Genomic DNA, 8,711 nt, shown 5'->3' on the forward strand with positions numbered 1-8,711 from the left:
CTCGCCGCCACGCTGATCTGGATCAAGACCGACTTAATCCACACGGCCTAGCAAGACCCGCTGCCCCGCCGCGACGACAACTTCGGTCACTGATTGATCGGTGACCTCACGCAAGGTAACCGGATTGTCTCCTGCGTTGCGCAGGCTCCCGCACCCCGGCAGAGGTCCGCCGCAGCGGTCGCCGACACCGACAGTCCACGCGACTACGAGGCTCCCGGTCACCGCGAGCAGCGGCAACACAACCACTGCCACCGTCGAACCTCGGCGGCCCCTCCTCACCGGCTGGGAATCGGGGGCCAGGGCCGCCGAGGGGTCACGGTCAGTCATCGGAACTCACCTTCCCATCTGCGCGCACTCTGCCCCGGCGGCGGAAGACCGGCTCCGCGGCGGCGAGTTCCTCGTCGGTGGCGAGGCGGAACGCCCCGGCCGCTTCGGTTTCCACCGCGCGCCTTCCTTGGCCGCGGGTGGCGCGGAGGCTGGCGACGATCGAGACGGTGATGATGGTGGCCACCACGGCGAGGCTGATGGTGGTGGGGATGTAGAGGACGTCCAGGAGGAGCATCTTGATGCCCACCCAGATCAGGACGAACGCGAGTCCGACCTTGAGGTAGATGAACCGGTGGATGAGGTCTGCGAGGAGGAAGTACATGGCCCTCAGCCCCAGGATGGCGAACGCGTTGGCGGTGAACACCAGGAACGGTTCGGAGGTGACGGCGAAGATCGCGGGGATGGAGTCGACGGCGAAGATGATGTCGGTGATCTCCACCAGGACTAGCACCGCCAAGAGCGGCGTCGCCACCACGATTCCGGCTTTGCGGATAAGGAACTTCTGTCCGTGGTAGGCATCGGTCATCGGCACGAACCGGCGGAAGGCCTTGAGGATCTTGGATTTCTCGGGGTGAATGTGGTCGTTGCGGGAGCGGAACATCCGCCATCCGGTGTAGATCAGGAACGCGGCGAACACGTACAGGATCCAGGAGAAGTTCTCGATCAGTGCGGCGCCGGCGGCGATGAAGATGCCGCGGAAGATCAGGGCGCCCAGGACGCCGAGGAACAGTACCCGGTGCTGGTACTCGCGGGGCACGGCGAACGCGGCGAAGATGATCGCCCAGACGAACACGTTGTCCACCGCGAGGGATTTCTCGATCAGGTAGCCGGCGAAGTACTGCTGCCCGAATTCCGCGCCCCACAGCGACCACACGAGCACACCGAAGCTCACGCCCAGCACGATCCACACGATCGACCACGCGGCGGCTTCCCGCACGCCGATCACATGGGCTTTGCGGTGTGCGACCAGGTCGACGGCGAGCATCACCAGGATCACCCCCAGGACGGCGAACCACGCCCACAACGGCACTGACATGTCAAAGACCTCCACGAAGATTCGTGAAGGTCTCATCGGCCCTGTCGGGCTCTGCGCACCGGATCCCCTGCGGGAACGTATTGGCGATGCGGAGCGAGGATTACTCCCCTTCTCGCCCCATCAAACAGGAGAAGTATGCTTCACGTCAAGTCGGCTCCCGCCAGAGGGCCCCGGAACCACGGCCAAAGAGCGGCGAGCCTGGGACGCTTCAGCGGTGTTCTGGCAGGACTACGCTGTCTTCAGGCTGCTCGTCGAGCAGCAAGACGAATTGGTGGTGGCGGGTGAAGGGTTCGGGGTTCGACCTCGACGCCGGGTTGCGGCGCTACCCGTGGGTGTCGAGGGCCATGAACGCGGAGGCCGTATACGGCACCGTTCTGACCGCGGGGCTGATCTCCGCGTTCTCTCTCTACAACCCGGGACTGCCGGTTTTGATCGCGCGCATCATCGGCACCGTCCTGGTGTTCTGGGGTGCACACGTCTACGCCGAGATCGTCGGCAACCGTGCAATGAGCTGGCGAGAAGCGGTCCGCGAAGGCCTCCAACGCTCCGCCGGACTCCTGTGGGCACTCATCGTCCCGGTCGCCTGCCTGACCACGGGCGCGCTCCTCGGACTATCGGTAGACGCCGCAGTAGACGTTTCCTTGTGGGGAGGCGTCGTCACCCTCGCCATACTGGGATGGTGGGCGGCCCGGCAACGCAACGACCCCGTCCTGGTGAAGGTGGTCACCGCCGCCGCAACGGCAGGCATGGGACTCGCCCTGATCGCTCTCAAAGCACTCGTACACTAACCGCGCCCCGGCATCCGCTTAGCCGAGCGGGAACAGGCGTGCCTAGTGGATGTGTAGCAGCGCGCGGATTAGGTCGCCCACGGACCTCCCGGTCCATCGTTGGTCGCGCGGGCGAGAAACTATCCCTCAACAGGATTGCAGGGGCCGGCTCGCTGTAACGCGCCGATGGGGAATGTTGCGCCCCGGGTTCATCGGAGGCTCGCGGTGACCCGTTCGCTGTCCGCGACGGGTGCTTGGTGTGAATCGTCGTGGTGCTGCTCAGCCTCGACCGGAGGGATCATCCCGATCGCGGAGTGCAGCCGGCGATGGTTGAACCAGTCGATGTATTCAGCGACCGCGAACTCAAGGTCATCGATCGATCGCCAGGGTCCGCGGTGGCGGACGAGCTCGGCTTTAAAGAGCGAATCGCCCCGGGTTTAGTGGAGGGCGAGTTCTCCCAGCGCCGGCTGACGCTGGGGGTTGATCTCACGGTAGTACTCGTTCTCCTTCTCGATCGGTGTGAGGTATCCGATCGATGAGTGCAGCCGGTTCTCGTTGAACCAGTGCACCCAGGAGAGCGTGGCGAGCTCGAGTTCGTCCGCGGTCCGGAACGGGCCGTCGATCTTCACGCACTCGGTCTTGTAGAGTCCCACGACGGTCTCGGCGAGGGCGTTATCGTAACTTTATCCGGCTAATCGGCCTTGGTGCTGGGGAGTCGCCCAGCGAGCAATGGTCCGAGCGTGTAGCCGAGGCTCTTCCACGACCCATAGCGACCGAAGTAGCGCCCCGTGCGACCAGCGCCGGCCAGGCGGGCAACCGTGGCAGACGACGCTGGCGAGAACGCTGCGGTGGCGGCGCCCTGCCCCCAGTCGTGCAACCGCCAGCATGATGGTGTTGTCAGCGCCAAGCCCGAACGGCGACAGTCCCGCAAACGCGAGGAGACCGCCGACGATCACGGGTTTGGCCCCGATCCGATCCGACAGGGATCCGAACAGCGGCTTCAGCAGGAGTTCGGCGACGTCTTACAGCGCCAGGATGTCCATCACCCGTGCGGCGGCGTTGGCACGGTAGCCGAATCATCATCGCCAGCCGAAGGTTGGTACGCTTCAGGAGTCTCCTGAGGGAGGGAGGACGGCGTGAACCTGGAGCTGGCGGTGGTCCTCGCACTTCTGATCGCGGCGATCGTGATGTTCGCGATCGGCCGGCCGCGCATGGATGTGGTTGCGCTATTGATGATCGTCGCGCTGCCGTTGACCGGCATTCTCTCCGTCCCGGAGACTCTCGCGGGTTTCGCCGATCCGAACGTCGTGCTGATCGCCGCGCTCTTTGTCGTGGGTGAGGGGCTCTCCCGCACGGGGGTCACGTACCGGCTCGGGGATTGGCTGGCGCGTACGGCGGGTGCGAGTGCGACGCGGGTGATCGTGCTGCTCATGCTCTGCGTCGCGCTGCTCGGCGCGGTGATGAGCTCGACGGGCGTCGTCGCGATCTTCATTCCGGTCGCGTTGAGCGTGGCATCCCGAACGGGCATCTCGGTCAGGCAGCTGTTGATGCCGATCAGCTTCGCCGGTCTCATCAGTGGCATGCTTACGCTGATCGCCACGACGCCGAACCTAGTGATCGACGCTGAGCTGCGGCGGCACGGTCTGAGCGGTTTCGGCTTCTTCGCCCCCACCCCGTTCGGGCTTGTCATCCTCGCCCTGGGCATCGGCTACATGCTGGTCGCTCGTCGGTTCCTCGGCGCGGAGGCGATCGCGGATGCCGGTTCGCGCACCTCCTTCGGGAGCCTGATCCTCGACTACGGTGTGGACGCCCGTACGCACCGCTATCGAATCAATGCGGGGTCGCCGCTGATCGGCCAACGACTGGCGGATGCCGAGTTCGGCGGTGGTGCGATGGTCGGCGTCCTGGTGCTCGAGCGCACCCGCCTTTGGCGTAAGACCGTACGCACCTCCGACGACGACACGATCCTCACGGAGGGCGACATCGTGGTGGTGGACCTGGAGGTGCCCAGCGCGGAGAGACGTCGTCTCCGGCTCGAAGAGCTGGCATTGACACCCGACTTCTTCGAATCGTACTCACGTCAGGTGGGTATGGCCGAGGTCATGATCGCGCCAGACTCGTCCGCGCGCGGCCTCAGCGTGCGGAGCATCCGGTTCCGGGAGAAGCACGATCTCGTCGTGCTTGGCGTCCGTCATCGGCGCGAGGCCGCCGGGCCGGCATTCCCCGTGATCCGCCTCGCCGCCGGCGACACACTGCTCGTCGCCGGCGGCTGGGATTCCATCCACCGGCTCCAGGCGCAGCGCCAGGATTTCATCATGCTCGACCTCCCGGCCGAAGTGAAGGAAGTGGCCCCCGCCGCCAACCAGGCCCCCTTTGCGATCGGCGCGGTGCTCGTGATGGTTGCGCTGATGATGACAGGCATCGTCCCCAACGTGATCGCCGCGCTCATCGCGTGCCTGCTGATGGGGCTCTTCCGCTGTGTCAACATGCCCAGCGCCTACCGATCGATCCACTGGCCGACGATCCTGCTCATCGTCGGAATGCTGCCGTTCGCGCTCGCCCTTCAGCGCACCGGCGGCGTGGACCTCGTCGTCGATGGCCTGCTCGGCGAGCTCGGCGACGCGAACCCGACGATCCTGCTTGGCGGCGTCTTCGTGCTGACCGCCGTCATCGGGCTCTTCGTGTCGAACACTGCGACGGCCGTGCTGATGGGTCCGATTGCGATCGGCATCGCAACACAGCTGGGGGTCTCGCCCTATCCGTTCGCGATGGTTGTCGCTCTGGCGGCTTCCGCCGCGTTCATGACACCCGTGTCTTCGCCGGTGAACACCCTCGTGGTCGAACCCGGCCGCTACAGCTTTCTCGACTTCTTCAAAGTCGGAGCACCCTTCACCATCGTCGTCCTCCTCGTCAGCGTGTTCATGGTGCCCCTCGTCCTCCCCTTCTGACCGACACCACGCGCCCGCCGAGGAGTGCACCCCGTCACGGTTTCACCCGCCAAAAAAGTGACGCCGCCCACCGACGGGTTCAGCGACTTCACTTCTCAACCTCGCGCAAGGATGACGGCGTTCCGAGCTGGCGGCGCGCGAGACCGGATCGAAGTGCGTATGCACTCGGGAAGCCCGCAACGCCGGATTCAGAGCGCTGGCGACGACCTCGTTGCACTCCAGCACGCTTCTTTGCGTGGCGCACCGAATTGCCTCTGACGGACGCATTGTGATTATCGAAACGGGTGTCTACAATCAGAGGACTGCAATCGCGTCGGCGGCGCACAGGTCACAAAGCAAAAATGAGCTGGAGGCCGACAGCAGTGCAGTCGCTCGCTCACTGCGGTAGCGCAGCGTGCGCTGGACGGGTGATCATGCGTAACCGCACCCTGCCAAGGAGCACGCCAGATGAGTATTCCTGAGACCGACCGCTCCCGCGCCGAGGCGCCCGCAGCGTCCTGGGCCATCACTGGGGGGGAGGTGTTGCGCGCTGTCGCTAGCGGGCCAGAAGGCCTGACGGAAGGCGAGTCCGAATCCCGTCTCGCGCGCGACGGTCGCAACGAATTGCCGACTCCGCCCGAGCCGTCCGTCTTCAAGCGTCTGCTGGCCCACTACGCTGACGTTTTGATCTACATCCTCATCGTGGCGGCCGTGCTGAAGGCGATTAGGGGTGACTGGGTCGACTTCACCGTGATCGCTGTTGTGATCGTGGCTACTGGGCTGATCGGCTTCATCCAGGAAGGTCGTGCGGCGTCGGCGCTCGCGGGATTGCGCAAGATGCAGTCGTTGAGCGCGCAGGTACGGCGCGACGGGACCTGGGGAGTGGTCGACTCCGCGACCATCGTCGTCGGTGACGTCGTCCGCGTTCGTAGCGGCGACCGGGTGCCGGCGGACGTCCGGCTGTTAACCTCCGGGCGGCTGCAGGTCGACGAGTCTGCGTTGACAGGCGAGTCGGTGGCCGCCGACAAGAGCGATGAGATCGTGGCTGCGGATGCGGGCATCGGGGACCGAACGTCGATGCTCTTCTCAGGGACGATCGTCACGGCGGGCAACGGCGAGGGCGTGGTGGTGGCTACGGGGCGGGACACTGAGATCGGCCGTATCTCGGTGCTCGTGTCCGAGCAGGACCAGATGGACACCCCGCTCGCCCGACAGCTCGCCCACCTGGGTAAGCAGCTGTCGATCCTCATCGGCGTGCTCGCCGTTGTCATGTTGCTCATCGGCTGGTTCGTGCACGGCCTGGATGTTGATGAGCTCATCTCGGCGGCCATCGGGTTCGCCGTGGCTGCGGTGCCAGAGGGACTGCCCGCCCTGGTGACGATCACGCTAGCGCTCGGCGTGCAGCAGATGGCTAAACGCCACGCAATCACACGCAAGATGGAGGCGGTTGAGACCCTCGGCTCCACGACGACCATCTGCTCTGACAAGACTGGGACGCTCACTCAGAACGAGATGACCGCCCGGACGGTCGTCACGGCAGTAAGCACATACACAGTCGAGGGCACCGGCTATGACCCCGTGGGTCGGGTCGTCAACTCCGACGGCCAGACCGCCGACCTCGCCGTCCACCCCGACCTCTCCGATCTCGTGCTGGCCGCCGGTCTCACCAACGACGCCCATGTCGAACAGACGGAAGACCGCTGGCGGGTTGTCGGCGTGCCGACCGAGGGAGCCCTCGACGTCCTGGCGGCGAAAGCCGGCGCAGCCACCGGCGCCGTGACCCGCGTCGGCGCGGTGCCGTTCGAGTCAACCCACAAGTTCGCAGCCACCCTCGACGAGCTCCCGACCGGCTCAACCCCCGACGGCGTGACCCGATTCGTCCACGTGGTCGGCGCCCCGGACCGCCTTCTCGACCGAGCCGACACCGAGCGCTCTGCCGACGGCGGCACCGCACCGCTCAACCGGGCGGCGTGGGAGGAGCGGATCGACGCACTCTCGGCCAAAGGACTGCGCGTGCTGGCCGCAGCCACACGCCCGGCCGACGGTGTCGACAATATCGTGCTGGGCGACCTCGATGGCGGCCTGACTTTCCTCGGCATCATCGGCATCGTCGACCCACCACGCCCCGAGGCAACTGCGGCGATCGCCGAGGCCCACGCTGCAGGTATCCGCGTGAAGATGATCACCGGCGACCACCGCGGGACTGCGACGGCGATCGCCCGTGAGCTGGGCATCGCCCCAGCGGAGGGCGAAGTTCTCGCCCTGACCGGCGCCGACCTCCAAGCGATGGACGACGACGAACTCCGCCGGGTCGTACGTGACGTGGACGTTTACGCTCGTACCTCCCCGGAGCACAAGCTGCGGATCGTGCGCGCCCTGCAGTCTCACGGCGAGGTCGTCGCCATGACCGGCGACGGCGTCAACGACGCCCCTTCGATCACGCTCGCGGACGTTGGCGTGGCCATGGGCATCAAGGGAACCGAAGCGACCAAGGAAGCGGCGGACATCGTTCTCGCCGACGACAACTTCGCGACTATCGAACGCGCTGTCGAGGAAGGCCGGCGGATCTATGACAACATCCGCAAGTCCGTAGTCTTCCTGTTGCCAACCAACGGCGCGCAGGCCCTTGTGATCATCGCTGCGGTCCTGGCGGGGATTGCTCTGCCGCTTTCCCCGGTGCAAATCCTTTGGATCAACTTGGTCACCGCGCTCACGTTGTCGTTGACCTTGGCGAGAGAGCCCGCAGAGCCAGGCATCATGCGGCGCATGCCGCGCTCAGCGACGGAGCAGGTCCTGTCGTCGCGGGCGATCGCCGTCGTCCTCACCGCCTCGGTCGTCATCGGCGTCGCGACCTTCGTCGTTTACCTTCTCGAGCGCGACCGCACCGGCGATTACGCCGTGGCGCAGACGTCCGCAGTCCTGATGCTCGCCCTCGGCCAGCTCGCTTTCCTTTTGAACTGCCGTCTGCTCAACGGTTCCGCGTTCACTGTCCGGGTACTTACCGGGAACCGCAACCTGTGGATCTCGGCCGGCCTGCTGATGGCTCTGCAGATCATGTTCACCTACGCGCCGTTCATGAACGACTGGTTCGACTCAACCCCCATCGGTTTCCACAGTTGGGCACTGACAGCTGGCCTGGCCGTCGGCGTTTTCGTGGTGATGGAAGGTGCCAAGGCCGTCATCCGACGGATTGGAAACCGCACGCCGCGAGAGCAGGGAGCACTGCCCGCAGGAAACGCGACGCATCGGGCTTGACGCTAAGCCTGTATCCACCGGTCGACGTGAGATTCTGACGGCTCGTCAAACCGAGAACGCTCATCTGATCAGGTGCAATAGGACTTGTCTAGAGCTCACTAAGGCTGCTCAGCAGCTCTGGACGTCATAGCCTGAACCCATGCGCGCAACTTTGATTGATGAGCGGGATGTCACGGAGGAGATCCATGACGCGGTGTTCCGCGTGTGGGGCCATCTGAATGGCGATGGCGCGGTCGCAGTGTATGAGATGGAGGGCGCCAGCCTGGTTGAGACTATCGACTGGGCGCGCGCGAACTTTCGTGAGGCCTGGTCCCTTTCAGCCGACATCCGCGGGTCGGACCGAGTCACAGCGGTGTGGCTTGTGGGCTCTGACCCGTCCGACCGCGCGGACCGTTCCGT

4 protein-coding genes and 4 pseudogenes are annotated in these 8,711 nt (G+C 65.4%); 4 read left to right on the forward strand and 4 right to left on the reverse strand.

The window, feature by feature from the left end:
- Window positions 1-319: 319 nt before the first annotated feature.
- A complete protein-coding gene (locus tag ACRVYW_RS13990; RefSeq protein WP_431805349.1) occupies window positions 320-1,363 on the reverse strand; it encodes a TerC family protein in 1,044 nt (347 codons plus the stop codon).
- A gap of 281 nt (window positions 1,364-1,644) precedes the next feature.
- On the opposite strand from ACRVYW_RS13990, the gene ACRVYW_RS13995 reads away from it, so the two are divergent.
- Window positions 1,645-2,151: a hypothetical protein gene (locus ACRVYW_RS13995; RefSeq protein WP_431805350.1), complete on the forward strand. Its 507-nt coding sequence runs from the start codon at window positions 1,645-1,647 to the stop codon at window positions 2,149-2,151.
- 188 nt (window positions 2,152-2,339) lie between these two features.
- Here ACRVYW_RS13995 and ACRVYW_RS14000 read toward each other — a convergent pair.
- The 3 pseudogenes from ACRVYW_RS14000 to ACRVYW_RS14010 all read right to left on the reverse strand — a co-directional run.
- Window positions 2,340-2,540, reverse strand: a pseudogene (locus tag ACRVYW_RS14000) (integrase core domain-containing protein); the annotation flags it as partial.
- 27 nt (window positions 2,541-2,567) lie between these two features.
- Window positions 2,568-2,798: pseudogene (locus ACRVYW_RS14005) on the reverse strand (integrase core domain-containing protein); the annotation flags it as partial.
- Window positions 2,799-2,854: 56 nt separating this feature from the next.
- Window positions 2,855-3,152: pseudogene (locus ACRVYW_RS14010) on the reverse strand (MFS transporter); the annotation flags it as partial.
- Window positions 3,153-3,266: 114 nt separating this feature from the next.
- On the opposite strand from ACRVYW_RS14010, the gene ACRVYW_RS14015 reads away from it, so the two are divergent.
- From ACRVYW_RS14015 to ACRVYW_RS14025, 3 genes and pseudogenes are all read left to right on the forward strand, one after another.
- Window positions 3,267-5,078 (forward strand): SLC13 family permease, encoded by a 1,812-nt coding sequence (locus tag ACRVYW_RS14015; RefSeq protein WP_431805351.1) that lies wholly within the window; start codon window positions 3,267-3,269, stop codon window positions 5,076-5,078.
- A 447-nt stretch (window positions 5,079-5,525) separates the two neighbouring features.
- The gene (locus ACRVYW_RS14020) at window positions 5,526-8,312 is read left to right on the forward strand and encodes a cation-translocating P-type ATPase (RefSeq protein ID WP_431805352.1); all 2,787 of its coding nucleotides are present in this window, start codon (window positions 5,526-5,528) and stop codon (window positions 8,310-8,312) included.
- 139 nt (window positions 8,313-8,451) lie between these two features.
- Window positions 8,452-8,711: pseudogene (locus ACRVYW_RS14025) on the forward strand (hypothetical protein); the annotation flags it as partial.

Origin of the sequence: Microbacterium sp. bgisy203 (genome assembly GCF_965345155.1) — a bacterium.
Classification (GTDB): domain Bacteria; phylum Actinomycetota; class Actinomycetes; order Actinomycetales; family Microbacteriaceae; genus Microbacterium.

Bases quoted from the DNA above. Each gene is read 5' to 3' on its own strand.
- ACRVYW_RS14020 (WP_431805352.1), top strand. From the start codon at position 5,526: ATGAGTATTCCTGAGACCGACCGCTCCCGCGCCGAGGCGCCCGCAGCG.
- ACRVYW_RS13990 (WP_431805349.1), bottom strand. From the start codon at position 1,363: ATGTCAGTGCCGTTGTGGGCGTGGTTCGCCGTCCTGGGGGTGATCCTG.